General features: G+C 63.8%; 26 protein-coding genes. 13 read left to right on the forward strand and 13 right to left on the reverse strand.

Annotated elements, in window-relative coordinates:
* Positions 1–17 precede the first annotated feature (17 nt).
* From chrA to LB516_RS02265, 3 genes are all read right to left on the reverse strand, one after another.
* Positions 18–1,409: a chromate efflux transporter gene (gene chrA, locus LB516_RS02255; protein WP_015314111.1), complete on the reverse strand. Its 1,392-nt coding sequence runs from the start codon at positions 1,407–1,409 to the stop codon at positions 18–20.
* Positions 1,406–2,224: a chromate resistance protein ChrB domain-containing protein gene (locus LB516_RS02260; protein ID WP_224718841.1), complete on the reverse strand. Its 819-nt coding sequence runs from the start codon at positions 2,222–2,224 to the stop codon at positions 1,406–1,408. The genes chrA and LB516_RS02260 overlap by 4 nt, the downstream gene beginning before the upstream one ends.
* 228 nt (positions 2,225–2,452) lie before the next feature.
* The gene (locus LB516_RS02265; RefSeq protein ID WP_224718842.1) at positions 2,453–4,258 is read right to left on the reverse strand and encodes an IlvD/Edd family dehydratase; all 1,806 of its coding nucleotides are present in this window, start codon (positions 4,256–4,258) and stop codon (positions 2,453–2,455) included.
* 151 nt (positions 4,259–4,409) lie between these two features.
* Here LB516_RS02265 and LB516_RS02270 point away from each other — a divergent pair, with 151 nt between their 5' ends.
* Positions 4,410–4,859 carry an SRPBCC family protein gene (locus tag LB516_RS02270; RefSeq protein WP_140614856.1) on the forward strand — a complete coding sequence of 150 codons (450 nt, stop codon included), beginning with the start codon at positions 4,410–4,412 and terminating at the stop codon, positions 4,857–4,859.
* Between the two features lie 18 nt (positions 4,860–4,877).
* Here LB516_RS02270 and LB516_RS02275 read toward each other — a convergent pair whose 3' ends face one another.
* The gene (locus LB516_RS02275; protein WP_140723125.1) at positions 4,878–6,056 is read right to left on the reverse strand and encodes an Mrp/NBP35 family ATP-binding protein; all 1,179 of its coding nucleotides are present in this window, start codon (positions 6,054–6,056) and stop codon (positions 4,878–4,880) included.
* A gap of 146 nt (positions 6,057–6,202) precedes the next feature.
* Between LB516_RS02275 and LB516_RS02280 the strand changes: the two genes are divergently transcribed.
* From LB516_RS02280 to LB516_RS02330, 11 genes are all read left to right on the forward strand, one after another.
* Positions 6,203–6,580, forward strand: coding sequence for a VOC family protein (locus LB516_RS02280; protein WP_224718843.1), 378 nt, complete (start codon positions 6,203–6,205; stop codon positions 6,578–6,580).
* Between the two features lie 146 nt (positions 6,581–6,726).
* Positions 6,727–7,626: a LysR family transcriptional regulator gene (locus LB516_RS02285; RefSeq protein ID WP_015314117.1), complete on the forward strand. Its 900-nt coding sequence runs from the start codon at positions 6,727–6,729 to the stop codon at positions 7,624–7,626.
* A 134-nt stretch (positions 7,627–7,760) separates the two neighbouring features.
* Entirely contained in the window at positions 7,761–8,240 is a 480-nt protein-coding gene (locus LB516_RS02290) for a formate dehydrogenase subunit gamma (RefSeq protein ID WP_224682923.1), read from the forward strand.
* Positions 8,237–9,793: a formate dehydrogenase beta subunit gene (locus LB516_RS02295; RefSeq protein ID WP_224718844.1), complete on the forward strand. Its 1,557-nt coding sequence runs from the start codon at positions 8,237–8,239 to the stop codon at positions 9,791–9,793. Before LB516_RS02290 ends, LB516_RS02295 begins: the two co-directional genes overlap by 4 nt.
* A 10-nt stretch (positions 9,794–9,803) precedes the next feature.
* Positions 9,804–12,716 carry a formate dehydrogenase subunit alpha gene (gene fdhF, locus LB516_RS02300; protein WP_015314120.1) on the forward strand — a complete coding sequence of 971 codons (2,913 nt, stop codon included), beginning with the start codon at positions 9,804–9,806 and terminating at the stop codon, positions 12,714–12,716.
* 2 nt (positions 12,717–12,718) lie between these two features.
* Positions 12,719–13,549 (forward strand): formate dehydrogenase accessory sulfurtransferase FdhD, encoded by an 831-nt coding sequence (fdhD, locus tag LB516_RS02305; protein ID WP_140875599.1) that lies wholly within the window; start codon positions 12,719–12,721, stop codon positions 13,547–13,549.
* Positions 13,539–13,850: a formate dehydrogenase subunit delta gene (locus tag LB516_RS02310; protein WP_015314122.1), complete on the forward strand. Its 312-nt coding sequence runs from the start codon at positions 13,539–13,541 to the stop codon at positions 13,848–13,850. Before fdhD ends, LB516_RS02310 begins: the two co-directional genes overlap by 11 nt.
* A gap of 110 nt (positions 13,851–13,960) precedes the next feature.
* A complete protein-coding gene (locus LB516_RS02315) occupies positions 13,961–15,514 on the forward strand; it encodes an alpha/beta fold hydrolase (protein ID WP_140875601.1) in 1,554 nt (517 codons plus the stop codon).
* A 109-nt stretch (positions 15,515–15,623) separates the two neighbouring features.
* Positions 15,624–16,103, forward strand: a complete 480-nt coding sequence (locus tag LB516_RS02320) for a carboxymuconolactone decarboxylase family protein (protein WP_224718845.1) — start codon at positions 15,624–15,626, stop codon at positions 16,101–16,103.
* Between the two features lie 82 nt (positions 16,104–16,185).
* Positions 16,186–16,548, forward strand: a complete 363-nt coding sequence (locus LB516_RS02325; RefSeq protein ID WP_224718846.1) for a nuclear transport factor 2 family protein — start codon at positions 16,186–16,188, stop codon at positions 16,546–16,548.
* Between the two features lie 43 nt (positions 16,549–16,591).
* Positions 16,592–16,906, forward strand: a complete 315-nt coding sequence (locus tag LB516_RS02330; protein ID WP_015314126.1) for a hypothetical protein — start codon at positions 16,592–16,594, stop codon at positions 16,904–16,906.
* 179 nt (positions 16,907–17,085) lie between these two features.
* On the opposite strand, the gene LB516_RS02335 is transcribed toward LB516_RS02330, so the two are convergent.
* From LB516_RS02335 to LB516_RS02360, 6 genes are all read right to left on the reverse strand, one after another.
* Positions 17,086–18,513: a gamma-aminobutyraldehyde dehydrogenase gene (locus tag LB516_RS02335; RefSeq protein ID WP_140786986.1), complete on the reverse strand. Its 1,428-nt coding sequence runs from the start codon at positions 18,511–18,513 to the stop codon at positions 17,086–17,088.
* A gap of 121 nt (positions 18,514–18,634) precedes the next feature.
* Positions 18,635–19,450 carry an ABC transporter permease gene (locus LB516_RS02340; protein ID WP_224718847.1) on the reverse strand — a complete coding sequence of 272 codons (816 nt, stop codon included), beginning with the start codon at positions 19,448–19,450 and terminating at the stop codon, positions 18,635–18,637.
* Positions 19,440–20,390, reverse strand: a complete 951-nt coding sequence (locus LB516_RS02345) for an ABC transporter permease (RefSeq protein ID WP_224524627.1) — start codon at positions 20,388–20,390, stop codon at positions 19,440–19,442. Before LB516_RS02345 ends, LB516_RS02340 begins: the two co-directional genes overlap by 11 nt.
* 14 nt (positions 20,391–20,404) lie before the next feature.
* Positions 20,405–21,403 carry an ABC transporter ATP-binding protein gene (locus LB516_RS02350; protein ID WP_140821508.1) on the reverse strand — a complete coding sequence of 333 codons (999 nt, stop codon included), beginning with the start codon at positions 21,401–21,403 and terminating at the stop codon, positions 20,405–20,407.
* 192 nt (positions 21,404–21,595) lie between these two features.
* On the reverse strand, positions 21,596–22,750 hold the full coding sequence (locus LB516_RS02355; protein ID WP_224524345.1) for an ABC transporter substrate-binding protein: 1,155 nt from the start codon (positions 22,748–22,750) through the stop codon (positions 21,596–21,598).
* A gap of 207 nt (positions 22,751–22,957) precedes the next feature.
* Positions 22,958–23,803, reverse strand: coding sequence for a class I SAM-dependent methyltransferase (locus LB516_RS02360; RefSeq protein ID WP_224524343.1), 846 nt, complete (start codon positions 23,801–23,803; stop codon positions 22,958–22,960).
* A 75-nt stretch (positions 23,804–23,878) separates the two neighbouring features.
* On the opposite strand from LB516_RS02360, the gene LB516_RS02365 reads away from it, so the two are divergent.
* The gene (locus LB516_RS02365) at positions 23,879–24,370 is read left to right on the forward strand and encodes a helix-turn-helix domain-containing protein (protein ID WP_224524626.1); all 492 of its coding nucleotides are present in this window, start codon (positions 23,879–23,881) and stop codon (positions 24,368–24,370) included.
* Here LB516_RS02365 and LB516_RS02370 read toward each other — a convergent pair.
* From LB516_RS02370 to LB516_RS02380, 3 genes are all read right to left on the reverse strand, one after another.
* Positions 24,367–25,272, reverse strand: coding sequence for a LysR substrate-binding domain-containing protein (locus tag LB516_RS02370; protein ID WP_015314134.1), 906 nt, complete (start codon positions 25,270–25,272; stop codon positions 24,367–24,369). The two genes, LB516_RS02365 and LB516_RS02370, sit on opposite strands and share 4 nt — an antisense overlap.
* A gap of 79 nt (positions 25,273–25,351) precedes the next feature.
* Complete coding sequence (locus tag LB516_RS02375) at positions 25,352–25,969, reverse strand: DedA family protein (RefSeq protein ID WP_224718848.1); 618 nt, start codon at positions 25,967–25,969, stop codon at positions 25,352–25,354.
* Positions 25,966–26,565, reverse strand: a complete 600-nt coding sequence (locus LB516_RS02380) for a class I SAM-dependent methyltransferase (RefSeq protein WP_224718849.1) — start codon at positions 26,563–26,565, stop codon at positions 25,966–25,968. The genes LB516_RS02375 and LB516_RS02380 overlap by 4 nt, the downstream gene beginning before the upstream one ends.
* Positions 26,566–26,572: the final 7 nt, after the last annotated feature.

The raw sequence follows: 26,572 nt of genomic DNA on the forward strand, positions 1-26,572 counted from the left end.
CTCTCGGGCGACATGCATTAGCCGCCCGCGGCGAGCAGCAACACGCCGGCAACAGCGCATCCCGCAAGCGTCGGCAGCACACCGGTTTTCAACTTCAGGATGGCGACCATGGCGGCCACCGAAAGCAGCGCGGCTCGCCAGTCGATCGACGAAAGCACCGGCACATTCATGCCAAGGCCCGTCATGCGCACTTCGCGGAAGACGACGTGCAAGGCGAACCACAGAGCAAGGTTCATGACGACGCCGACCACGGCGGCGGTGATCGCGCCCAGCGCGGCCGACAGGGCCTTGTTGCCGCGCAGGGCCTCGATGTAGGGCGCGCCGAGGAATATCCAGAAGAAGCAGGGTGTGAACGTAACCCACAGCGTCAGCAGCGCTCCAAGCGATCCGCCAAGCAGTGCGTCCAGCGAGCCGGCGTGGCGAAACGCGGCGATGAAGCCGACGAATTGCAACACCAGGATGAGTGGACCCGGCGTGGTCTCGGCAAGGCCAAGACCATCGACCATTTCACCAGGGGCGAGCCAGCCGAAGGACTGCACGGCTGCCTGCGCGACATAGGCAAGAACCGCGTAGGCGCCGCCGAAGGTGACCACCGCCATGAGGCTGAAGAAGCCGCCAATCTGCGTCCACACGCTGCTCCTTCCGGTGAGCGCCCACAGCAACAGAACTGGCCCGAGCCAAATCGGCAGCCAGATCGCGATGGTGCGCGGCGCATGCCATCGTGTCGGCCTGGTATGGGCCAGTTCGCCGCGTTCGAACATCAGGTCGACCGCGCCCCTGATATCGGGAGCGTCGTTCTTGCCGTGCGCCGCGCCGGAAAACAGGGCTGGCGCGACACGGTTTCCCACCCATCCCACCGATCCCGCAATCAGGACGATGAGCGGGAACGGGATGGCGAGCACATAGATGCCGAGAAAAGCGCAAAGCGCGATCGCCACCATCAACCGGTTCTTCAAGGCGCGGCGGCCGATGCGGATCACCGCCTCGACCACGACCGCGAGCACGGCGGCCTTGACCCCGAAGAACAGCGCCGCGACCAGCGGGACATCACCATAGAGCACATAGAGAATGCTCAGGGTGAGCATGACCAGTGCGCCGGGCACCACGAACAGGACACCGGCGACAAGGCCGCCGATCGTCCTGTGCAGCAGCCAGCCGATATAGATGGCGAGTTGCTGGGCCTCGGGACCGGGCAGCAGCATGCAGTAGTTCAGCGCATGCAGGAAACGCTGTTCGCCGATCCAGCGCCGGTCCTCGACCAATTCCTTGTGCATGAGCGCGATCTGCCCCGCCGGCCCGCCGAAGCTCAGCAATCCGATCTTCGCCCAGAGTTTCGTGGCTTCGCGGAAGCTCGGGACCGCCGGCGCCTCGACGAGGTCGGCATCATTGCCCGAAATGAGGCTGCTCATGACGGCTTTGCCCCGCCCGGCCAGTTGTGCGTCTCGTCAGTGGCGTCGCGACACCAGCGGAAGAACGCGTCATAGAGTATCGTGCCGGCCTCCAGCTGCTCCAGATCGTCGCGGAACATGCGTGACAGGCCAAGCGAGGCGGCCAGAAATCCGGCTGCCTGAGGAACCAGATCCAGGCGTGCGGTGTCGGCCGCGCGCACGATCGTGGCAAGCCGATCGAGTGCCTGGGATTCCAGCCCGAACTCCTCGATCATCATGTCGAAGGTGCAGCGCTCGCCGCGATGACTCCAGAACACATTGTCGATGTCGAAAGGCACGGCCTGAAAGCGGTCTGCGACAGCCGGAACTTCAGCGGGTTCGACGAAGAGAAACACCGCGTCGGGATCGATGAAGCGCCGGATCAGCCATGGGCAAGCGATGCGATCGACCTTGGGGCGAGCCCGCGTCACCCAGACGGTGCGGCCCTTTTCATCGCGGGAAGGTATCTTGTCGGCGCGGACCAGAAGCCCGCCGGCATCGCGCCAGGCTTCGAAGCCGCCTTCGAGGGATTCGGCGGCAATGCCTTCATGCCGCAGCCACGCGGCAACCCCTTGCGAAAGCTTTTGCCCCTTCTGGCAAAGGACGGCCACTTGGCTGCCGGCAAGGTCGTTTGCCCAAGCCGAGACCGTTTTGAAATTGCGCCGGTGAGAGGCCGGCAGCAGGCGCGGGTCGGCGTCGTAGTCTTCATCGATACGGACATCGACGATCACAGGCGCGCCCGGCAGACCAATCAGACGGGATAGTTGCTGTACGGTGATAGCGGTTGTTGACGGCATGGCGTCCACCTCCTGAAGAAGCCTGGACGCGAACATTGGGCTGACGCCTCACGGGGTCGTCGCGATACACCCCTTGCGATGATGGTGGAATTGTTGGGCTGGCTTGTCAAGGACAGAGCGTTTCCCGGCCCGTGGCTGTGACACGGCGGCCTGATCGAAGGCCGCCGGTCGTCGTCATCCATCATCGCTGATCAGCCAGGAATAATCGATGACTATTCCCGGGGATAATCAATGATTGTCGCGAGGCACCCCCATCGTGTGGGCGACATCCTGATATTTCACCGCCGGCTTCAGCACCATGCCGGCCGAGAACTGGTCGACCATGCCGCGCTGGATCTCCTGCCACGGCGTCTGGTGCTGGGGATAATGATAGCCGCCATCCTTCTGCAGCTCGGCGCGTCGCCGTGCGATCTCGTCATCGCTGACGAGGATGTTCGCCGTGCCCTTCCGCAGGTCGATGCGGACGCGGTCGCCGGTCTTGAGCAGCGCCAGGCCGCCGCCGACCGCGGCTTCCGGCGAGGCGTTCAGGATCGACGGTGAGCCCGACGTGCCGGATTGGCGGCCGTCGCCGATGCAGGCCAGCGCGTGGATACCCTTCTTGATGAGGTAGGCCGGCGGCTGCATGTTGACGACCTCGGCGCCGCCGGGATAGCCGACGGGACCGGCGCCGCGCATAAACAGGATGGTATGCTCGTCTATGCCTTGCGCCGGATCGTCAATGCGGGCGTGGTAGTCCTCGGGCCCGTCGAAGACCATGGCGTTGCCTTCGAAGGCTTCCGGGTCGTTCGGGTTCGACAGATAGCGCTCGCGGAATTCCGGCGAAATGCCGCTCATCTTCATGATCGCCGAATCGAACAGGTTGCCCTTGAAGTTGATAAAGCCGGCATTGGCCTTCAGCGGCTCGGCCACCGTGCGGATGACGTCGGTATTCTCGTTGGCGACGCCATCGCAATTGGCGCCGATCGACTTGCCATTGACGGTCAAGGCATTGGGATGCGGCAGCATTCCGGCCTTCATCAGTTCGGCGACCACGGCAGGCACGCCACCGGCGTGGTGATAGTCTTCGCCCAGATATTCACCTGACGGCTGCAGATTGACGATGAGCGGCACTTTGAGGCCGATGGTCTGCCAGTCGTCATTGTCGAGCGGCACGCCGAGATGGCGGGCGATGGCGTTGAGATGGATCGGCGCGTTGGTCGAGCCGCCGATCGCCGAATTGACGACGATGGCGTTTTCGAAAGCCGCGCGGGTCATGATATCGGACGGTTTCAGGTCTTCGTGCACCATGTCGACGATGCGCTTGCCGGTTTCGTAGGCGATCTGGCCGCGCTCGCGGTAGGGCGCCGGAATGGCGGCCGAACCGGGCAGTTGCATGCCGAGCGCCTCGGCCAGCGAATTCATCGTGGTGGCCGTGCCCATCGTGTTGCAGTAGCCGGTGGACGGCGCCGAGGACGCGACGATGTCCATGAACTCGTCATAGCCGATCTCGCCGGCCGACAGGCGCTGGCGCGATTCCCAGACGATGGTGCCCGAGCCGGTACGCTTGCCCTTATGCCAGCCATTGAGCATCGGGCCGACCGACAGCGCGATGGCCGGGATGTTGACGGTCGCCGCCGCCATCAGCAAGGCAGGCGTGGTCTTGTCGCAGCCGATGGTGAGCACGACGCCGTCGAGCGGATAGCCGTAGAGCACCTCGACAAGGCTGAGATAGGCGAGGTTGCGGTCAAGGGCGGCGGTCGGCCGCTTGCCGGTCTCCTGGATCGGGTGACAGGGGAATTCGAAAGGAATGCCGCCCATCGAGACGATGCCTTCGCGCACGCGCTTGGCAAGTTCGATATGGTGCCGGTTGCAAGGCGAAAGGTCAGAGCCCGTCTGCGCGATGCCGATCAGCGGTTTGCCAGACATCAGCTCGGCGCGTGTCAGCCCGTAATTCAGGTAGCGCTCGAGATAAAGCGCCGTCATTCCCGGATTGTCGGGATTGTCGAACCACTCCTGCGAGCGGAACTTTTTCTTTTTCGTGGGGGCGCCGGCCATCATGGTCTCCGTATTTGTATGACAAATCGATATGACAACGCGCGGATGCAGGCAAGGGGCACGCGTGATCTGAATCCGGACTTTGGTGCGATAGACAGCTATCGAGCCGCACGCTACGACCAATCCGACATCGGCGATGCGGGAGGTTTAGATGGCTTTGGTGATCGAGGGCGAGGAACGTATCGCCGCACCCGTGCAGAAAGTGTGGGAAGCGCTGAACGACCCAGCCGTCCTGAGGGGCGCCATCCCAGGCTGCCAGAGCCTGGAAATGAAATCGGCGACCGAGATGGCGGCAACGGTGGTGCTGAAGATCGGGCCGATCAAGGCCACCTTCAACGGCGAAGTGACGCTCAGGAATCTCAAGCCGCCGCATGCCTACACCATCCAGGGCGAAGGCAAGGGCGGCATCGCCGGCTTCGCCAAGGGCGGCGCCGACGTCACGCTCACCGCCGACGGGCCGGACGCGACGGTCCTCAAATATGCGGCCAAGGCAGAAGTCGGCGGCAAGATCGCGCAGCTTGGCAGCCGGCTGATCGAATCGACGTCGAAGAAACTGGCCGGACAGTTCTTTTCGGCTTTCGGCGAGAAAGTGGGCGGCTGACGCACTCCCCGTGAGGGTTCACTCAAAGACGATACTCGGCACGGCCGCTTCGGCCGCGCCGCGTTCCTCGTTGACCCTGTCCCAGACCTTGGAGGCGATATCGCGGTAGATTCTCGCCTCGGCGCCATCCGGCTTCGAGACGACCACCGGCGTGCCGGCGTCAGAGCTCTCGCGGATCCCCATTTCAAGCGGCACCTCGCCGAGGAAGGTGACGCCCAGCCTCTCCGCCTCGCGGCGCGCGCCGCCATGGCCGAAGATGTCGTAACGCTTGCCGGTATCCGGGGCGATGAAGTAGCTCATGTTCTCGACGATGCCGAGCAGCGGCACATCGACTTTCCTGAACATATTGAGGCCCTTGCGGGCATCGATCAGTGCCAGGTCCTGCGGCGTCGAGACGATGACGGCACCCGCCAACGGCACCTGCTGGGCCATGGTCAGTTGCGCATCGCCCGTGCCGGGCGGCATATCGACGACGAGCACGTCGAGCCGCCCCCATTCAACCTCGCGCAGCATCTGCGTCAGCGCCGACATCACCATCGGCCCGCGCCAGATCATCGGCGTCTCCTCATCGACGAGGAAACCCATCGACATCACCTTGAGGCCGTAGTTCTCCATCGGTTTCAGGATCTTGCCGTCGACCGTCTGCGGCCGGCCATGGATGTTAAGCAGCCTGGGCATCGACGGGCCATAGATGTCGGCATCCAGCACACCGACCCGCAAGCCATTGGCGGCAAGGCCGAGCGCCAGGTTGACGGCCGTGGTCGACTTGCCGACGCCACCCTTGCCTGAAGCAACCGCTATGATCGCCTCGATGCCGGGCACGCCGCGCTTGCCCTGGCTCTGCGAAGCGGGAGCATGCGGAGCCGCCCGTGGTGCCGCAGCGACCGGAGCCGTCGGCGCCGGCCTGGGTGCGGGACGCGATGGAACCGACGCCTCCATGCCGCCGCCTTTCTTTTCAGCCGTCAGCGCGACGACCGCACCGGCGACGCCGGGAATGGCCTTCACCACCCGCTCGGCGGCGGCGCGCAACGGCTCCATCTCCTGAGCGCGCGCGGCGGGAACGGTGATCGAGAAGAACACTTTCGAATCGGCGATGAAAATCTCCGAAACCATGCCGAGGTCGACGATGTTGCCGGTAAAGTCCGGCCCGTTCACCGTCTTCAGGCGCTCGGTGACGATTTCCTTGGTGATGGACATGGCTGTTGTTCCCTGGCGTTCGGCTGCAGCTCACATAGTGCAGATCGCGGACCGCTCCAAGCGCCAGGCATGATGGCGGTCGTCAAGCGGCCTGGGCGACCTATTTCCATGACCAGAGGGAATGACAACCAGGGAAGGAGACGATCATGCTTGCAAACAGCAACGCATCGGCAAACCTCGCCGTGAAGGATCTGGCAAGGGCCAAGGCCTTCTATGAGAGAACACTCGGCCTGGAACAGGTGCACGATGAGGGCGGCGAATTGATCGTCTACAAAAGCGGCGATACCACGATCAATGTCTATCGCTCCGAATTCGCAGGGACCAACAAGGCGACGGCGGTAACCTGGATGGTCGGCGACGCCATCGCCGATGTCGTCGACGCCCTCAAGTCGAAGGGTGTCGTCTTCGAGCATTACGAGATGCCCGGCCTAACGATGGAGGGTGACCTGCATGTCGGCGGCGGCATGAAAGTCGCATGGTTCAAGGATCCGGACGGCAACATCCTCAATCTCGTGGATCGGTAGATCCCGGCGATCGAGGCAGCGCTGCGCGAACGCTTTTTTATGCATGTCGTTGTCCCAAAACCGAAGTCACTTTCGGGCGACATGCATTGGAGGATTGAGCGCGACACCATCTGGCGCGACGCCACCGCGCCGGATAGCTTCCCCCAATGATCGACAAGCTGGAATTCTTCATCGCGCTGGCCAAGGAAGAGCACTTCGGCCGGGCGGCCGAGGCGTGCGGGGTCACGCAGCCGACCTTGTCGGCCGGCATCAAGCAGCTCGAGGGCCAGCTCGGCGTCATGTTGGTCAATCGCGGGTCGCGGTTCCAGGGGCTGACCCCGGAGGGCAAGCAAGTGTTGGTCTGGGCGCGCCGCATCGTCGGCGACTCCAGGACCATGCGCGAGGAGATGCGCGCCGCCCGGTATGGCCTTTCCGGCCGCATCCGGATTGCAGCAATCCCGACGGCATTGGCGATGGTCGCGAGATTGACGACGCCCTTTCGAGACAAGCACCCAGGCGTCACCTTTTCGGTGCTGTCGCGGACCTCGATCGAAGTGCTGTCGCTGCTTGGCAATTTCGATGTCGATGCGGGCATCACCTATCTCGACAACGAACCGCTGGGACGGGTGACCAGCGTGCCCCTCTATGACGAGCGCTACCAATTGATCACCGCAATCGGCAATCCCTATTCCGACCGCGACAAAGTGACATGGTCCGAGATCAGCCAGTTGCCGCTGTGCCTTCTGACGCCGGACATGCAGAACCGCCGCATCATCGACCAGCACCTGGCGGAAGCCGGCGTGCAGGTGCGGCCGACGCTGGAATCGAATTCGATGATCGTGCTGTTCTCGCACATCCGGACCGGCAAATGGTCATCGATCATGCCACTCAACCTTGCGGAAACATTCGGTTTTTCCGAACCGATCCGGGCCATTCCGATCGTCGAGCCCGATGCCAGCCACACAGTCGGGCTGGTCGCCGCGCCGCGCGAGCCGCACACGCCGCTGGTGCAGGCGCTGCTGGACGAGGCGATGGCGCTGGCAGACGATTTCCGCGCCCACCGCTAGGCTAGACAATGCTGAGCGCAGCTCGTCGATAGAAGATTTCTATCGAGCAACGAAACAGCTTTATTGATTTCGCGGGTTTCCTCTGATTTTGTAAAGACTTAGCGATAAAAGCTATCGACCAGGGAGGGCGCTGCATGACGATGCAGCCTGCAAGTACCGAGATCGCATCGCGCACGGCGGCGATTATCCAGGAGTTGAAGGACCTCGAAGGTCCGCTGCTGCCGATCCTCCACGGCATCCAGGAAGAATTCGGCCACGTCCCGCAGGATGCCGTCCCCGTCATTGCCGACGGCCTGAACCTGTCCAGGGCCGAGGTGCATGGTGTCGTGACTTTCTATCATGATTTCCGCGCGCGCCCGGCCGGGCGGCACGTGCTCAAGCTCTGCCAGGCGGAAGCCTGCCAGTCGATGGGTTCGGACGCGGTCGCCGCCAAGGTCAAGCAGTTGCTCGGCATCGACTTCCATGAGACCACGCGTGACGGATCGGTTACGCTGGAACCGGTCTATTGCCTCGGGCTGTGCGCCTGCTCGCCATCTGCGATGCTGGATGGCGAGGTGATCGGTCGGTTGGATGACGACAGGATCGACGAGATCGTCGCCGAGGTGCGCTCATGACCCCCCGTATCTATATTCCCGGCGATTCCGGCGCACTGGCGCTGGGCGCGGAAAAGGTCGCGAAGGCCGTCGCCAAGGAACTCGCGGAGCGCGGCATCGAGGCCAAGATTGTGCGCAACGGCTCGCGCGGCGCCTATTTCCTCGAACCGATGGTCGAAGTGGCGACGGCCAATGGCCGTGTCGCCTACGGGCCGGTGAAACCGTCGGACGTGAAGAGCCTGTTCGACAGCGGTTTTCTCACCGGCGGCCATCACAAGCGCTGGCTCGGCGCACCGGACAAGATTCCGTTCCTGGCCAAACAAACTCGCTTGACGTTTGCACGTTGTGGCATCAACGACCCGCTGTCGCTCGATGCCTACAAATCGCTCGGCGGACTGAGCGGCCTGCGGAACGCGGTGGCCATGACGCCCGCCGACGTCGTCAAGCAGGTCACCGACTCCGGCCTGCGCGGCCGCGGCGGCGCAGGCTTCCCGACCGGCATCAAATGGAAGACGGTGCTCGATACGACATCGGAGCGCAAATACATCGTCTGCAACGCCGATGAAGGCGACAGCGCCACCTTCGCCGATCGCATGATCATGGAGGGCGACCCCTTCGTGCTCATCGAAGGCATGACCATCGCCGGCATCGCCACCGGCGCGACCAAGGGTTTCGTCTATATCCGCTCGGAATATCCGCACGCGGTGGCTGTCATGAACAAGGCCGTCGAGATCGCCCGCAAGGCCGGTGTGCTCGGCGTCAATGTGCTGGGTTCGCCTAACGCCTTCGACATGGAAATCCGCGTCGGTGCCGGCGCCTATGTCTGCGGCGAGGAAACCTCGCTCTTGAACAGCCTGGAAGGCAAGCGCGGCGTGGTGCGCGCCAAGCCGCCGCTGCCCGCGATACAGGGTTTGTTCGGCAAGCCGACGGTGATCAACAACGTCATTTCGCTCGCTTCCGTACCCATCATCATGGACAAGGGCGCCACCTTCTACAAGGATTTCGGCATGGGCCGCTCGCGCGGCACGATCCCGATCCAGATCGCCGGCAACGTCAAGCAAGGCGGCCTGTTCGAAACCGCTTTCGGCCTGACGCTGGGCGAGATCGTCGACGAGATCGGTTGCGGCACGTCCACCGGGCGTCCGGTGAAGGCGGTGCAGGTCGGCGGCCCGCTCGGCGCCTACTTCCCGCGCGCACTGTTCGACACGCCGTTCGACTACGAAGAATTCGCCAAGCGCGATGGACTGATCGGTCACGCCGGCATCACGGTTTTCGACGATACCGCCGACATGCTGAAGCAGGCACGCTTCGCCATGGAATTCTGCGCCATCGAAAGCTGCGGCAAGTGCACGCCTTGCCGCATCGGCTCGACGCGGGGCGTGGAAACCATCGACAGGCTCGCCGCCGGTATCGAACCGGAGAAGAACCTCGCTCTGGTCACCGACCTCTGCAACACGATGAAGTTCGGTTCGCTCTGCGCGCTGGGCGGCTTCACGCCCTACCCGGTGATGAGCTCGATCACCCATTTCCCCGAGGATTTCAAGCCCGCGCCAGCGCGCGTGGCTGCTGAATAGGAGCTGGCAGATGAACATCAAGGCCGACTTCCCAATACTGATCGAAGAGATTGACTACGGAACTCCGGAGTCGAAGGCGCAAAAACAGGTCACGCTGACCGTCGATGGCCGCAGCATCAGCGTGCCGGAAGGCACCTCGATCATGCGGGCGGCGATGGAAGGCGGGGTGGAGATCCCCAAACTCTGCGCCACAGACATGCTGGACTCGTTCGGTTCCTGCCGCGTCTGCCTCGTCGAGATCGACGGGCGCGGCGGTACGCCGGCTTCCTGCACGACGCCTGTCGGCGAAGGCATGGTGGTGCGCACGCAGTCGGACAGGCTCGACGCCATCCGCCGGGGCGTCATGGAACTCTACGTCTCCGACCATCCGACCGGCTGGCACGAGAAGGCCGGAACTGGCGCCAGCGAGTTCGATGTGGTGGCGAAGTCCGTCGGCCTGACCGAAAATCGCTACGGCGTTGAGGGCCGCAACCACGTCAAGGAAGAAAATGGCGTCGCGCCGGGCCATGGCTCGCTCGCGGTCGACTACATCGCCCGTGATGAGTCCAACCCCTATTTCACCTATGATCCGGCGCAGTGCATCGTCTGCTCGCGCTGCGTGCGCGCCTGCGAGGAGGTGCAAGGCACTTTCGCGCTGACCATCGAGGGCCGCGGCTTCGAATCGCGCATGGTCGCCGGCATGCACGAGGACTTCATTGCCTCCGAATGCGTGTCCTGCGGCGCCTGCGTGCAGGCCTGCCCGACCGATGCGCTGCGCGAGAAGACCGTGCTCGAAAAGGGCCTGCCGGAGCGCTCGGCCGTCACCACCTGCGCCTATTGCGGCGTCGGCTGCTCGTTCAAGGCCGAAGTGAAGGGCGACGAGGTCATCCGCATGATGCCCTACAAGGAGGGCATGGCCAACCATGGCCATTCCTGCGTGAAGGGCCGCTTCGCTTACGGTTATGCCACCCACAAGGACCGCATCCTGTCGCCGATGATCCGCGAAAAGGTCAGCGATCCGTGGCGCGAAGTGAGCTGGGAAGAGGCGATCGCCCATACGGCCAAGGAATTCCGCCGCATCCAGTACCAGTACGGCCGCACCGCGATCGGCGGCATCACCTCCTCGCGCTGCACGAATGAGGAGACCTACCTCGTCCAGAAGCTGGTTCGCCAAGGCTTCCGCAACAATAATGTCGACACCTGCGCACGTGTCTGCCATTCGCCGACCGGCTATGGGCTCGGCCAGACCTACGGCACCTCGGCCGGCACGCAGGACTTCGATTCCGTCGAATTCACCGACGTCGCGGTTATCATCGGCGCCAATCCGGCTTCCGCGCACCCGGTGTTCGCCTCGCGGCTGAAGAAGCGGCTGCGCCAGGGCGCCAAGCTGATCGTGCTCGATCCGCGCCGCACCGAAATGGTCAAGTCGGCCCACGTCGAAGCCGACTACCATTTGCCGCTGAAGCCCGGCACCAATGTCGCCGTGCTGACCTCGCTGGCGCACGTCATCGTCACCGAGGGCCTTTTCGACGAAGCCTTCATCCGCGAGCGCTGCGACTGGGCGGAATTCCAGGACTGGGCGTCCTTCGTCGCCCTGCCGGAAAACAGCCCCGAAATCGTCGGCAAGCTGTCCGGCGTCGATCCGGAGTTGATCCGCGGTGCCGCCCGTCTCTACGCCAAGGGCGGCAATGGCGCGATCTATTACGGCCTCGGCGTCACCGAGCACAGCCAGGGCTCGACCACGGTGATGGCGATCGCCAACCTCGCCATGGCCACCGGCAATATCGGCCGGCCTGGCGTCGGCGTGAATCCGCTGCGCGGCCAGAACAATGTGCAGGGCTCCTGCGACATGGGCTCGTTCCCGCATGAGTTGCCGGGCTACCGGCACATTTCGGGTGACGCGGTGCGCGACATCTACGAAAGCCTCTGGGGCGTGAAGCTCGACGACGAACCCGGCCTGCGCATTCCCAACATGCTGGATGCCGCCGTCGACGGCTCGTTCAAGGGCATCTACATCCAGGGCGAGGACATCCTGCAGTCCGATCCCGACACCAAGCATGTCGCCGCCGGCTTGGCCGCGATGGAATGCGTGGTGGTGCACGACCTCTTCCTCAACGAGACGGCGAACTACGCGCATGTCTTCCTGCCGGGCTCGACCTTCCTCGAGAAGGACGGCACCTTCACCAATGCCGAACGCCGCATCAATATGGTGCGCAAGGTGCTGGAACCGAAGGCGCGCTACGCCGATTGGGAGGCGACGCAGGAACTCGCCCGTGCGATCGGCCTCGACTGGAACTATACCCATCCGTCCGAAATCATGGACGAGATCGCCAAGACGACGCCAAGCTTCGCCAACGTCTCCTTCGACCTGCTCGACCGGGTCGGCTCCGTGCAATGGCCCTGCAACGACAAGGCGCCGCTTGGCACGCCGATCATGCATGTCGACGGCTTCGTGCGCGGCAAGGGCAAGTTCATCCGCACCGAATATGTGGCGACGGACGAAAGAACCGGACCGCGCTTCCCGCTGCTGCTGACCACCGGCCGTATCCTGTCGCAGTACAATGTCGGCGCGCAGACGCGGCGCACCGAAAATGTCATGTGGCACTCCGAGGACAGGCTGGAAATCCATCCGCACGACGCAGAAAACCGCGGCTTGCGCGATGGCGACTGGGTCCGGCTGACCAGCCGTTCGGGCGAGACGACGCTGCGCGCGCTGATCACCGACCGGGTATCGCCGGGCGTGGTCTACACCACCTTCCACCATCCCGACACGCAGGCCAACGTCATTACCACCGACTTCTCCGACTGGGCGACCAACTGCCCGGAATACAAGGTGACGGCAGTGCAGGTCGGCGCTTCCAACGGCCCGTCGGAATGGCAGCGCGACTATGACGAGCAGGCCAAGCAGAGCCGTCGCATCGCACCGCTGCAGGCGGCGGAGTAGTCTTGGCCGCGCGCCGCAAAGCGACGACGCAGATATCGCGACTGGCGCACCGCGCCAGCGGCACGGCTGCGGCCAACCGCATGGTGCCGGAGGAGACGCCAGTGGCGTTCTCCTTCGCCGGCACCACGCATGCGGTGATGATGGCGAGCCCCGCCGATTTCGAGGATTTCGCGCTCGGCTTCTCGCTCACCGAAGGCATCATCGCTGCGCCTGATGAGATCGAAGCCATCGAGGTCGAAGATCATGGCGCCGGCATCGACATCCAGATCCGGCTGAAGGACCAGGCCAATACGCGCTTCGAGGCTCGCCGGCGGCGGCTTGCCGGGCCGGTGGGCTGCGGGCTCTGCGGCATCGAATCCATCGAGGAGGCGATGCGCTCGGTCGATCCGGTCGGTGCGTCGAAACTTACGCTTGAGGCCGACGATATCATCCGCTCGGTCAAGCTGCTGTCGAAGGTGCAGCCGCTGCATACCGAGACTGGCGCCGTGCACGCCGCCGGCTTCTATGTCCCTGGCAAGGGCGTCGTCATGGCGCGCGAGGATGTCGGCCGACACAATGCGCTGGACAAGCTGGCCGGCGCGCTGGCCAAGGCCAATATCGATGGCGCATCGGGCGCCGTCGTGGTGACCAGCCGTGTTTCGGTCGAGATGGTGCAGAAGACGGCGGCGATCGGTTCAGCCTTCATCATCGCCGTCTCGGCGCCGACGGCCCTTGCCATCCGCACCGCGGAAGAGGCCGGCATGACGCTGGTGGCGCTGGTGCGTGGCGACGATTTCGATGTTTTTACCCACCCCGACCGGGTGATTTCGGGAGTTGCCCAGCATGTCGCATGACGAAGAGCACATCATGAGCACGGGGGAAAAGCTGGTGCGCATGGCCAACCAGATCGCCGCCTTTTTCCACTCCAGGCCACGCGAGGAAGGCGTTGCCGGCGTCGCCGAGCATATCAACAAGTTCTGGGAGCCGAGAATGCGGCGCCAGTTCTTCGAGATGCTGGACAGCGGCGGTGAAGGCTTCGACGAACTGGTCGTGGTCGCTTCGGCCAGGATCAAACGGCCGATCACGCCGGCGGAGGCCGATCTCAAGCTCGGCCTCGCGGCCTCGCCTGGCGACGTCGCCGCGTCGCAAAAGTAACCGCGTCGGCCGCCGGCTACATTCATTTCCGCTAAAATATAAGCTGCCGCAACCGGCGCGGCTCTGCTATGGTTGGTGATCAGAAATCGTCAGGCCGGGCGGACACCCTCGTGAGGCCGATCGAGACCCGATACGCCCTTAGCGGCGAGGTGCGGATCGCCTATCAGGTGGTCGGCCAGGGGTCGTTCGACCTCGTCTTCGTCCCCGGCTTCATCTCCAACCTCGACCTGCACTGGGAAGACGAGGGCTATACCAGGCTCCTGAGGCGGCTTTCGGCCTTCTCACGGCTGATCCTGTTCGACAAGCGCGGCACGGGTCTTTCCGACCGCGTCGATGTCCATCACCTGCCCAGCCTCGAGACCCGCATGGATGATGTGCGCGCGGTGATGGATGCGGTCGGCAGCGGCCGCGCGTCGATCCTTGGCGCTTCGGAAGGCGCGCCGCTGGCGATGCTGTTCGCCGCCACCTATCCAGAGCGGACGCGGGCACTGGCGCTCTATGGTGGCTACGCGCATTTCCACAAATGGGTGATGCCGCCGGAGCGTCTGGAAGCCTTCATCGCGACGGCCGAGACGGCCTGGGGCACAGGCGCCACCTTGCCCAATTTCGCACCGGGCAGGGTCGACGATACCCGCTTTTCAACCTGGTGGGCGCGCTTCGAGCGGCTGTCGGCAAGCCCTACCGCGGCGGCGACGCTGGCGCGGATGAACGCGGGGATCGATGTACGCGGCGTCCTGGCGGCAATCGGCGCGCCGACGCTGCTGATCCATCGTCGCAACGATGTGCGGGTCGACCCCGACGCCAGCCGCTTTCTGGCCAGGAAGATCCCCAACGCGCGGCTGGTCGAAATCCCGGGGCGCGACCACCCGATCTGGACCGGTGATGTCGACCGGGTCGCCGACCTGATCGAGGAGTTCCTGACCGGCGAGCGCGCCGTGGTGGAAGCCGAACGCGTTCTGGCTGCGCTTCTCGTGACTCGGATCTACGACACGGCCCGCCTCGGAGACCGGATGTGGAGCGAACGCAGCCAGCATTTCCATGAGACATGGCGGACCCTTGTGACGCGCCATGGCGGGCGCTGCGCGGACATGCACTCCGAGATGATGATTTCGCGCTTCGACGGCCCTGGACGTGCCTTGCGTTGCGCGGCGGCGTTGCGGGACGCGGCGCAGCAAATCGGGGTGGCAAGCGCGCAAGGGGCGCATGTCGGCGAGATCGAGTCGCGCGGCCCTCCTGCAGGATTGACGGGCCGCGTGACGATACAACTCGCCGCTCACGCCGGGCGCGGCGAGATATTGGCGTCGAGGCTGGTCGCCGATCTGGCCGTCGGCTCGGGTCTTCATTTCGTCGATCGCGGGCGTGTGGGCATCGACGAGCTGGACGAGCCGCTGGCGTTTGTGCTTGCGATGTCCGAACAGCACCTGGAGCCGGCCTGCCGGCCCAAGACCAAAGCGGCCGAACCGGCTTGCCTGACCGCGCGCGAGAGCGAAGTCGTGAATTTGATCGCCGACGGCAAGAGCAATGCGGCAATCGCCGCCGAACTCAGGCTGAGCGAGCACACGGTCAAGCGCCACGTCGCCAACATACTGCTGAAGCTCGACCTGCCGTCGCGAGCGGCCGCGGCGGCATTTTCCGCCAGGCAGACTGGCCCGGACGGGCCATGAGAGCCATGGCGCTTTCGGGCGAAGCAGGCACACTGCCATAGGCGCTATCAATTCCCCCATGCAGGCCAAGGCGGATATCGCCGGAAAGGCGCTGCGAACGGAGGATGAAATGCCCAAGTCAAAACTGAATGTCAGGTCACTCGTGATCGCGGCGGGCATTGGCGCGCTGTTCACGATCACTCCGGCGAAAGCCGAGGATGCGTCGGCGGCGACAGCCTACAAGGACATCGAGGCGACGCTCGGCTCGGTGCCGGATATGTTCAAGACACTGCCTGACGTCGCCATCGCCGGCGCCTGGGCCGAGATCAAGGGCGTCCAGCTCAATCCCAAGACCGCGCTCGACGGCAAGACCAAGGAGCTGATGGGGCTGGCGGTCGCGTCGCAGATCCCGTGCCGGTATTGCATCTATTTCCACACCGAGGCGGCCAAGCTCAACGGCGCATCGGACGAAGAGATCAAGGAGACGATCGCGATGGCCGCGATCGTGCGCCACTGGTCGACGATCCTCAACGGCAGCCAGGTCGATCTGGCCACCTTCAAGAAGCAGACCGACGGCGTGTTTGCGGCAGTTAAGGCCAAGTCACAGTGAAAGACACCGCCCGTCGGCGAGCGCCGGGCGACACCTCAAACGTCAAACGCCCGATCTTGAAGACGGGCATAGGGAGGATAAAATGCTGACCAAGACCCAAGCCGTGGATGGCGCGGCGATCAAGAAAGCGATCGAAGGCCGTCACGGCAAGATGCTGTCGAGCTTCTATGCCGATGATGCGCTGGTGCGGGTGATCGACCGCAACAATCCGCCGAGCAAGCCGCGCGAAATCCGCGGGCGCGCGGCGATCACGACGTTCTGGGACGACATCTGCAGCCGGGCGATGACCCACAAGGTCGACACCACCATCGCCCACGGCGACAGCCTGGCATTCACCCAGGCATGCGCCTACCCGGACGGCACCAAGGTGTTCTGCGCGGCAATGCTGGAGCTGAAGAACGGCCTGATCGCGCGCCAAACCGTCGTGCAGGCCTGGGACGAGTAGATCAACCCGCGGCCTGAGCCGCAAGTGATGGAGGAGAACCAACATGTTCAGCGCCAGATGGCAGATCGATGCCAAGTTCGGGCACAAGCAGACGGTGCTCGAGCTGATGCGGAAATGGGAACGCGAGATCGGCTCGCAGGTCGGCCTCACCGAGCTCAAATTCCAGATCATGACCGGATCGATCGGCGCCCGTGAAGCGACGGTCGAGTCGCATCACCAGGTCGAAAGCCTGGCCCAGTTGGAGGCGATGTTCGCCAAGATCGGCAAGATCGACGCGCACGCCAAATGGGGCAAGGAGATGGAGCCCTATGTCGTGTCGGGCACCAGCCTGTGGAACATCTATCGCATCGTGGAGTAGCGGCTGGAGTTCTTCTCCCGTTCACGGGAGGAGATGCCGCAGGCAAATGAGGGGCAGCGCCGGCATCGTAGAAGCTTGCGCTGCCCCTGATCCGGCGCCCGGCCCTTCGCTATGGCTCCGGGCGTTCGTCGCTTCGATCGACAAATCGTTGTCGATTGATCGCCAGCGGCGACCGCTCCTCACCCATGCGCAACCATCACATGGCGCACGGCGGTATAATCCTCCAGCGCATAGAGCGACATGTCCTTGCCGTAGCCGGATTGTTTCAGGCCGCCATGCGGCATCTCGTTGGTCAGCATGAAATGGGTGTTGATCCAGGTGCAGCCATATTGCAGCCGCGCGGCGGTCGCCATGGCGCGCGAAACATCCTTGGTCCACACGGATGACGCCAGGCCGTAATCGCTGTCGTTGGCCCAGGCCACCGCCTCGTCCACTTCCGTGAAGCGGGTTATCGAAACGACGGGGCCGAACACTTCGCGGCGCACGATCTCATCCTCCTGCAGCGCGCCGGCGACGACAGTCGGCTGGTAGTAGAAGCCGGTGCCCTCGCCCGGCTTGCCGCCGGTGGTGATCTCGATGTGCTTCAGCTCCGAAGCACGTTCCACGAAGCTCGAGACGCGGTCGCGCTGGCGCCGCGAGATCAGCGGCCCGATTTCGTTCTCGGCGTCGTCTGATAGATTGTATTTGATGGTCGAGACGGCGGTGGAGAGATCGGCGACAAGCTTGTCGTAGATCTTCTTGCCGGCATAGATGCGGCAGGCGGCGGTGCAGTCCTGGCCGGCATTGTAGTAGCCGAAGGCGCGCAGGCCTTTGACGACGGCGCCAAGGTCGGCGTCGTCGAAAACGATGACCGGCGCTTTGCCGCCGAGTTCCAGATGCGTGCGCTTGACCGATTTGGCGGCGGCCTGCAGCACCTTCTTGCCTGTGGCGACGTCGCCGGTGATCGAGATCATGTTGACCTTGGGGTGGTTGATCAGCGTGTTGCCGACGCTGTCGCCGCGGCCAAGCACGACATTAACGACGCCCTCGGGCAGGACATCGGCCAGGATCGTCGCCAGCTTCAGCGCCGTCAACGGCGTCTGCTCCGACGGCTTGAAAACCACCGTGTTGCCGCCGGCGATTGCCGGCGCCAGCTTCCAGGCCATCATCATCAGCGGATAGTTCCATGGCGCGATCGAGGCGACGATGCCGATCGGGTCGCGCCGGACCATCGAAGTGTGGCCGGGCAGGTATTCGCCCGCGACCACACCTGGCATAGAGCGCACCGCCCCGGCGAAGAAGCGGTAGCAGTCGACGATGGCCGGGATTTCGTCATTGAGCACCGCATTGATCGGCTTGCCGCAATTCAACGCCTCCAGCGTCGCGAACTCCTGCGCCTCGGTCTCGATGCGGTCGGCGATCTTCAGGAGGTAGCCGGAGCGCTGTGCCGGCGTGGTGCGCGACCACAAGGCGAACGCCTTTTCGGCGGCGCTCACCGCCGCCTCGATCTGTGCCTGGCTGGCCTCGGGCAGATTGAGGATGGTCGCCCCGGTCTTCGGATTGAGGATCGGCTCCTCGGTCTCGGTGCCCTTCTCGAATTTCGAGCCGATCAGCATCTGGGTGTCCATTGGTGTCTCCTTGGGCAGAAGCGAATGGTAATTAGTGAGTAGTGAGTAGTGAGTACTGAGTAGTGGGTAGTTAAAGAGCGGACCAATCTACTCACTACTCACTACTCACTACTCACTACTTTCATTTGCCCGAACCGGCGATCTGGTCGCCGTCGCGGGTCAGGTAATAGGCAAACAGGATCGGCAGCAGCGTCACCAGCACGACCACCATGGCCACGACATTGGTGACCGGGCGCTGGCGCGGGCGGATCAGTTCCTCCAGCATCCAGATCGGCACGGTCTGCTGCTGGCCGGCGGTGAAGGTGGTGACGATGACCTCATCGAACGAGAGGGCGAAGGCCAGCATGCCGCCTGCGAGCAGTGCGGTGGCGATGTTGGGCAGCAGGACATGGCGAAAGGTCTGGAAGCCATCGGCGCCGAGATCCATCGAGGCCTCGATCATCGAACCGGAGGTGCGGCGGAAACGAGCGACCGCGTTGTTGTAGACGACGACCACGCAGAAAGTGGCGTGGCCGAGCACGATCGTCCAGAACGAGAACGGGATTTCGGCCAGCGAAAAGGCCGAGCGCAGCGCGATGCCGGTGATGATCCCGGGCAGCGCGATGGGCAGGATGACCAGCAGCGAGATGGTCTCGCGGCCGAAGAATTTCGTCCGTGACACAGCTGCGGCGCAGAGCGTGCCGAGCAGCAGCGCGATCGCGGTCGAAATGGCGGCGACGCGCACCGACAGCGACAGCGCTTCCCAGACATCGGGCCGGTTCCAGGTGACGGCGAACCATTGCGTGGTCAGCCCCGGCGGTGGCCAGACGAAGCTCTTCTCTTCCGTCGTGAAAGCATAGACGAAGATCAGCAGGATCGGCAGATGCAGGAACAGCAACCCGCAGGCGGCGGCGATCTTCAGGCCGAGGGGAGGGGATTGACCACGGTCAGAGCGCATCGAAAGCCCCCATTCGCTTGGCGCCCCAGAGATAGAAGCCCATGATGACGATGGGCACCACGGTGAAGGCGGCGGCGAGCGGTATGTTGCCGGCGGTGCCTTGCTGCGAGTAGACGGCCTGGCCGATGAAGAGGCGCGAGGTGCCGATGATCTGCGGGATGATGTAGTCGCCCAATGTCAGCGAGAAGGTGAAGATCGAACCGGCGACGATGCCGGGCAGCGCCAGCGGGAACAAGACGTTGCGGAATGTCTGCCCCGGCGAAGCACCGAGATCGGACGAGGCCTCGACCAGATTGCCAGGCACCCGCTCGAGGGCTGCCTGAACGGGGAGGATCATGAACGGCAGCCAGACATAGACGAACACGATGAAAGTGCCGGTGAACGACACCGACAGCGAATTGCCGCCGACGACCGGCAGTGACAGCCAGGCGTCGAGCAGCCACAACAAATGCAGCTTGGCGAGCAGCCAGGTTAAAATACCTTCCTTGGCCAGGATCAGCTTCCAGGCATAGATCTTGACCAGGTAGCTCGACCACAGCGGCAGCATGACGCCGAGATAGAACAGCGCCTTCCAGCGGCCGCGCGCATAGCGCGCCGCATAGTAGGCGATCGGGAAAGCGACGATGGCGGAGGCAAGCGTGACCAATGCGGCCATCGTCACCGTGCGCAAGATGATGTCGAGATTGGCCGCCTGGAGCAGGTCGCCATAGGTCTTCAGCGTGAACTGGCGGTTGATGAGGCCGGAGAACTCGTCGATGGAGAAAAAGCTCTGCGCCAAAAGCGCGAACAGCGAGCCAATATAGACGATGCCGAGCCACAGCACCGGCGGCGCGAGCATGAGCAGCAGCAGGATTTTTGGCTTACGCCAGAAGAGGTCGGAGAGCGCACCGCGCATGCCGCCGCTGCCGGGCAGGATGGCGGGCGCCGTGGCACGCGGCATGGTAGCGTCGAGGCTCATACCGGCTCGTCCATCAGGTGCAGATGCTCGCGGTTGAAGGTGAGCATGACCGCCTCACCTTCCGCCGGCAGGGGCGTTCCCGCAGGCACCACGGCGTGCAGTTTCAACCCGTCGGCATCGAGCGCCAGCCTTGTCGTGGCGCCGAGATAGTTGGTCGAGACGAGGCGCGCGGCGACGCCTTCGCCGCTCGCCGCGCGGCCGACACGAATGGATTCAGGGCGCAGGCTGCCCCAGCGGTGCTGGCCGGAATAACGCTGGACGAAATCCGGCGGCAGCACGTTGGAGGAGCCGACGAAATCGGCGACGAAACGCGTGCTCGGCCGCTGATAAATATCCTCGGGCGTGCCGATCTGCATGATCCTGCCATCGTTGAAGACGGCGACGCGATCGGCCATCGACAGCGCCTCGCCCTGGTCGTGAGTGACGAAGACGAAGGTGATGCCGAGCGCCTTCTGCAGCGATTTCAGCTCTTCCTGCATGTTTTCGCGCAGCTTGAGGTCGAGCGCGCCGAGCGGCTCGTCGAGCAGCAGCACCTTGGGCTGGTTGACCAGGGCACGGGCGAGCGCGACACGCTGGCGCTGACCCCCGGAAAGCTGGCCGGGCCGGCGCGCGCCATAGCCGGGCAGCCGCACCAGCGACAGCGCTTCTTCCGCCGCCTTGTGCCGCTCGGCCTTGCCGACACGCTTGACCATCAGCCCGTAGGCGACGTTGTCGAGCACGTTGAGATGCGGGAACAGCGCGTAGTCCTGGAACACGGTGTTGACGTTGCGGCGGTAGGGCGGCACGCCCTCGGCCCGCTCGCCGAAGATCGAGATGGAACCCGCCGTCGGCTGCTCGAAGCCGGCGATGAGACGCAGGCACGTGGTCTTGCCCGAACCGGACGGCCCGAGCATGGCGAAGAATTCGCCCGGCGCGATGTCGAGATCGACAGCGTCGACAGCGCGAACGCTGCCGAAATGGCGCGAGGCTTTTTGAAAGGAAACGGCTGATATCATGGGGTGTCCTGATCTTTCAGGCTCATCAAATTTTCAGGCGATCGCGCCGCCCCTCATCCGCCTGCCGGCACCTTCTCCCCGTATAGTGACGAGGAGAAGGGACAAGCACCAACGCTGGCAACTGCCTCTCCCTGATCTTCACGGGGAGAGGCAGGGGTGAGGGGCAGCGCCTACCTCTCTAGCGAAGCGAACTCACCGGCCGCCTATGACGCCGATGTAATCCGAGACCCAGCGGTAATAGGGCACGCATTGGTTGTTCTGGGTGGCGCATTTGGAAACCGGCGTCTTCCAGAACTTGATCTTGTCGAAATTGTCGTAGCCGTTGGTCTTGCAGCCTTCCTCGCCGAGCAGCTCGTTGCCCTTGCAGGCGGCCGGCACGACCGGCAGCGAGCCGAACCAGGCGGAGACATCGCCCTGCACCTTCGGCGCCAGCGAATGCTCGAGCCACATATAAGCGCAGTTCGGGTGCGCGGCGTCGGCTTCCATCATGGTGGTGTCGGCCCAGCCGGTGACGCCTTCTTCGGGCACGGTCGAGGCGACCGGCTTCTTGGCGGCGACCAGCGTGTTGACCTGGTACGGCCACGAGCCTGATGCAACGACGCCTTCGTTCTGGAAATCGTCGACCTGGATGGCGGCGTCGTGCCAGTAGCGGCCAACCAGCGTGCGCTGGACGCGCAGCAATTCGAGCGCCGCCTTGTACTGGTCCTCGTTCAATTCGTAGGGATCCTTGATGCCCAGTTCCGGCTTGTGGAACATCAAATAATTGGCGGCGTCCGCTATATGGATCGGTCCGTCATAGGCCTGGACGCGGCCTTTGTTGGACTTGCCATCCGGCAGCTTCATCTCCTCGAAGACGACGTTCCAGCTCTTCGGTGCTTCCTTGAAGACCTCGGTGTTGTACATCAGGATGTTGGGACCCCACTGATAGGGGACGCCGTAGTGCACCTTGTCGACGGTGAACCAGGGCGCGTCCTTCAGCCGGTCGTCCACCGTCTTCCAACTCGGGATGAGATCGGTGTTGATCGGCTGCACGCGCTTGCCGGCGACGAGCCGCAGCGAGGCATCGCCCGAAGCCGTGACGAGGTCGAAGCCGCCCTCGTTCATCAGCGAGACCATTTCATCCGAGGTGTTGGCGGTCTTGACGTTGACCTTGCAACCGCTCTCCTTCTCGAAGGCGCTCACCCAGTCATAGCCCTTGTCGGTCTCGCCGCGCTCGATGTAGCCCGGCCAGGCGACGATGTTGACCTGACCTTCGCCCTTGCCGAGTTCCTTCACCTGGGCGATGGCCTGACCGGAGAAGGTCAGCGCGACCGTCAAGGCAGTGCACGACTTCAGGAATGAATGCATATCGATCTCCCATTTTGGCACGTGATCCTGAAACCGCTCCGGTTGTCGCCAGATCACGCGCGGACTGAAAAACTTGTCAGCTCGTCCGTTGGACTTGACGCCACTCTGATGGCAGCTTTGGTCCTTCCAACGGAAGGTGCTTTGAAAATCCCGGTTTCGCAAATTCATTTATCAGAAGGCCGATATCGGTTTTTCCGATATACTCCCTCAGGCCAGCGCCGTCACCAGCCAGCAGGCGGCGTTGAAACGAGCCTGACCATCCTTTACGAAAGGGGCGAAGGCAGCAGGCAACACCGTGATAATTTTTTCGGCCGTCGCCTGGTCGACCTCGCGCAGCGCGGCGGCGAGCGGCCCTAGCCGGGTGGCATACATCATCAGATCCCCTTCGGCGATCTTACATGGTAAGTTCGCCTGTCTGACGTCGATTGACGACCAGCCGCTCGCCTCAAGTATCCGCTTCACCTTGGCGCCGTCGGCAAAGGCAAACTGCCCCGGCGCATCGGGGTCTGGCGCGGGTGCGGTCGGCAGGAAAGGCGCAGCCGCTCGCCCGGCGGTCGTCATGAAATCGTTCTCCGCCGGACTGCGCCAGGCAACAAAGGCGAGTTTGCCACCGCGCCTCGCTGCCTGTCTTATGTTGGAGAACGCGGCCACGGGATCATCGAAGAACATGATACCAAAGCGCGAGACAACAGCGTCGAAGCGACCTGATTCGAACGCATACGTCTGGGCATCGCCCACTTCAAAACTTGCGTTTGCCACCTCTTCCGCCTGCGTGCGTTCTGTCGCCAGAGCGACAAGCGGCTGCGAAATGTCCAGCCCAACACAACGTCCGTTGTTGCCGACGCGGCGCGCCACCGCCAGAGTTGTCGCGCCGGCGCCGCAGCCGATGTCCAGGACGTTGCCCCCTTCCCCGGGATAGCCGGCATCGACTACCAGCCGCTCGAACGGCGCCAGAATCTCGTCAAGGATCGGCTGCATTTCGACCCAGGCCTTTCCGCTGGCGTCGTTCCAGAGCGCGGCTTGCCGTGTGTTTGGCTGTGCGGATCGCGACATAACGGACCTCACTTTTCTGTTGCTCTCACCAATCGAGCCATCACTTTACGAGTTCAAGCCGACTTGAGGTCAAGCATGAAAGATATGGACATTGCCGAAGTGTCGCGCCGCACCGGCGTACCCGCATCGACACTTCGTTACTACGAGGAGAAGGGCCTAATTGCTTCGACCGGCCGTCGCGGCCTGCGTCGCTTGTTCGATCCGGCTGTCCTGGAACGGCTCGCCTTGATTGGGCTTGGACGCGCCGGCGGATTCGCACTGGACGAGATTTCCGCGATGCTGACGCCCGACGGCCTGCCGAAAATGGATCGGGCGCGCCTGGATGCGAAGGCTAACGAACTGGACCACACCATCCAGCGCCTGACCGCGATCCGGGAGGCTTTGCGTCACGCCGCCCGATGCCCCGCCGCTCGGCCGATGGAGTGTCCGACGTTTCGCCGCGCCGTCAGGCTTGCCGGCGCCGGCCGCTTCGAGGTTGCTCCGCTCGGGCCTTTCAAAGCGGAGCCGGTTCCCGCCACAAAGCGCAAGCGCAAGACTGACGGCGTCGCCGGGAGCAGACCACACTAGCGGCGCACCGTCCGCTGCGACTGGGCAAGACCCACAAAATCGCGCGCCGCGGCGGCCAAGCCAGATCCCCGCCGCCAGACCATGCCAACCTGCACCACCGGCAAGGAACCGGAAATGTCGCGCGATTCGATGCGGTCGCCCTCCAGCGACCAGGGTCGATAGACGAGGTCAGGCAGCAGCGCCACGCCGGCCCCGGTGGCGACGAGGCTGCGAACGGCCTCCACGGAACGGGTGCGGAAGGCGACATGCGGCCTGGCGCCGATCGCCGTCAGCAGCTTGCCGGTGTTTTCCTCGATCTCGTCAACGGTCAGCATGATCAGCGGTTCGGAGGCGATATCGCCGATGCCGATAATGTCGGCGCCAGCCAGAGGATGGCCGAGCGGCAGCCACAGCCGGTAAGCCGAGACTTCGAGGATTTCCGATTGCAGTGCAGTGCGGTCGCGCAAATTGGAGGTGACCATGACGGCAATGTCCAGCTTGCCGCCGATCAGGAGATGTTCGAGGTAGTCGCCATTGTCCTCGATGGCCGAGACCTCGACGCCGGGATAGGCGCGGCGGTAGCGTGAGAGCAGATCCGACAGCACATAGCCGGCGACCAGCGAGGTGACGCCGAGTTGCAGCCGCCCGCCCGCCACGGCCTGCTCGCCGGAAAAAGAGCGGCGGGCGTCGGACACGTCGGCGAGAATCTTTGTCGCGTGACGCAGGAACTGGTGACCCTTGTGGGTGATGTTGAGGCCGCGCGGATGGCGCTCGAACAGTTCGACGCCAAGATCGCTTTCAAGTTCCTTGATCGCCTCGGTGACCGACGATTGCGAGATGGAGAGGTTTTGCGCCGCGCGCGATACCGTGCCTTGCTCGGCGACGGCGATGAAGAACTGCAACTGCCGGATGGTGAAGGCCATTGCCGGACTAAACACCGACGCAGCCGCGAAGAAAAGCCGATGGCGAAGCTTATCCCATGGCTGGATGCCTGGCCCTGGCTCAGCCCGGCATCGGTCGGATGCGCCGCCAGCATGCCGGGCCATAGCGCAAGGCAAGCATGAATGCCGTTTCCAGCGCCAGGACAATAGCGACGATGCGAAAGCCGACGGCGAGCGGGCTCTGGCCGCTGCCATGCAGCGCATAGCCTGTAAGCAGAAAGCCGGCATTCCAGAGCGTGGCTCCGGCTACCGTCGCGACCACGAAAGGTAAGGCTGGCAGGCAGAGCGCGCCGGCCGCGATCGGCAAATAGTTGCGCACCGTCGGAATGAACTGCGCCAGCAGGGAAACCCTGACATGGTTGCGGCGATAGGCCTGGCCAAGCTTGCGGTAGGTCTCGGGGCGCAAGAAGACATATCTGCCGAACCGCTCGACCAGCCTGTCGGCGCGATCGATTCCGATCCGGCGGCCGACAGTGTACCAGACGAGACAGCCTGTCGTTGAGGCCAGCGTGGTCACGCCAAGCAGAATTGCCAGCGTCCCATCGTCAGGCGCCGCCGTCATGCCGAGGAACAGCAGCAGCACATGCGAGGGCGGGATCGGCAGAATCTTCTCGGTAAAGGCGAGGCAGAAGACGCCGAACAGGCCGAAGCCGAGAATGGCCGACAATGGTCCCGTCATGCGAAGCGCCAGTCGTAGGTTCCTGACGTGTTGAGCCTGGTGATGCGATAGACCGTCGCCGGCGGGAAGTTGCGAAAGGTATGGCCAACCCGCGTAACCCCGAGATCGAGCCTGTCGAGCAGCGACTGGTCGAATGGACAGCGCCGTCCGAGCGTGAACTGGTAGAGCGCTCCGCCGGGGCGAACGTTGGCGAAAACACCTTCGAGAATCGCAAATGTCCTGCGCGGCGAAATCAGCCGGAAAGGCAAGCCGCTGACGGCGGCGCCAATCGCAGGCCGTTGGAAGAGCGAGAGATGGCGCAGACCGACGGCGTCCATTTCGAAAATCCGGGCGGCAGGAAAACGACGCATGAGCAGTGCGGCGAAATCCGGATCGGATTCGATCAGCGTCAAATCTTCCTCCTTCACCCCGCGCGACAGCAGCGCCCTCGTGAACGGCCCGGTTCCTGGGCCGAGTTCCAGCACGGGCCCGGTCTCGGGTCCAATGTCACAGGTCATCAATGCCGCCAGGCTGGAACTGGACGGCGTGACGGAGCCGACCCTGAACGGCGCGACCGTCCACGCCATGAGAAAGGACAGAGCATCATTTGCGGGCATGGTAACC

It is taken from the genome of Mesorhizobium sp. CO1-1-7, from assembly GCF_020164885.1.
In the GTDB taxonomy this organism is placed as follows: Bacteria; Pseudomonadota; Alphaproteobacteria; order Rhizobiales; family Rhizobiaceae; genus Mesorhizobium; species Mesorhizobium australicum.